Here is a 1,037-nt window from a genome sequence, read left to right as displayed (position 1 = left end):
TATTGAGGTGGAAGAGTTTATAAAATAAATGCATGTCTAGTATATTATGGAACAAGAATCACGAGTTTGAATTTTAGATGCAAATATGATATTTGATAAATTCGAAGAAGTAACTAATCAATTTATAGAGGACATTGATGATACATATTATTTTAGAAATGATATAAAAATTGAAAAGAATAAAATGTCAATTGTAGAGTCAGAACAAGACATCCTGAAGATTTCTAGTAAGATTAATGTTGATATTTTAGAAGTTAAGAGAAAATTAAATATCGAAGAGGTACAACAGGCGGAAAGTGAGGTATTACTGAAATTAATTATAAACGGGAAAATGATAGAAGAATGTAGCTTAAAATATATAAATGGAGGAGCAGAGTTTCAGAGCGATCTGGGATATTATCTCCCTACATCATATAATGAGTTTTCTCAAAAAGGATTCGAGGAATTTGTAGAACATATAAGTGAATTCATAGAAGACTATTTTCCTGATTTAAAAGAGGAATTGGAGATTGAGATGTATATTGCTGCAAAAGATGGGGGGAATAACCCAGTTGCTGATTTCTCTTGTGAAGAATGTGGAGAAGAATATGTATGTGTTAATGACGATATAGGAGAACAGGGTATGTGCTTAAATTGTGGAGCGAAACATGAAGTTTCTACGTGTGAAAGATGTGAAGTAACATATAATCAAAATATTGATGGTGAAGAATATCTATGTGAAAATTGTATGGAGCATTATTTAGGTGAATAGGGAATTTGATGATAAGTTCAAAAAAATGCTCTACAAATTAATAGGTGTAAATAATTTAAGGGGAATTTTGTTTCTTATAAAATTAATAATCAGTTCTAATTGGTACCAGCAGAAAATTTGTCAATATAAATACGAGAATAAATGTAATTTAAGAGATAGAGAAAAGGAAATAGAGATATCACCTTTAAATTTTTCGTAGTTGCTAACTGGTAAGATAAAAAGATTAAGTGTGGAAACACGTAATAAATTAGGTAAATGGATTGAAAGATAAAAGGTAGTTAATCTG

At 29.2% G+C, this 1,037-nt stretch carries 1 protein-coding gene; it reads left to right on the top strand.

Going from position 1 to position 1,037, the window contains the following annotated elements; translation table 11 throughout:
- Positions 1 to 85: 85 nt before the first annotated feature.
- Positions 86 to 751, top strand: coding sequence for a hypothetical protein (locus tag KVT31_RS29310; protein ID WP_254637325.1), 666 nt, complete (start codon positions 86 to 88; stop codon positions 749 to 751).
- The last annotated feature ends 286 nt before the right edge of the window (positions 752 to 1,037 follow it).

The sequence above is a fragment of the Bacillus sp. GbtcB14 genome, assembly GCF_019091205.1.
Classification (GTDB): Bacteria; Bacillota; Bacilli; order Bacillales; family Bacillaceae_G; genus Bacillus_A; species Bacillus_A cereus_AG.
This window is presented reverse-complemented; position numbering and strand designations above follow the sequence as displayed.

Bases quoted from the DNA above. Each gene is read 5' to 3' on its own strand.
- KVT31_RS29310 (WP_254637325.1), top strand. From the start codon at position 86: ATGATATTTGATAAATTCGAAGAAGTAACTAATCAATTTATAGAGGAC.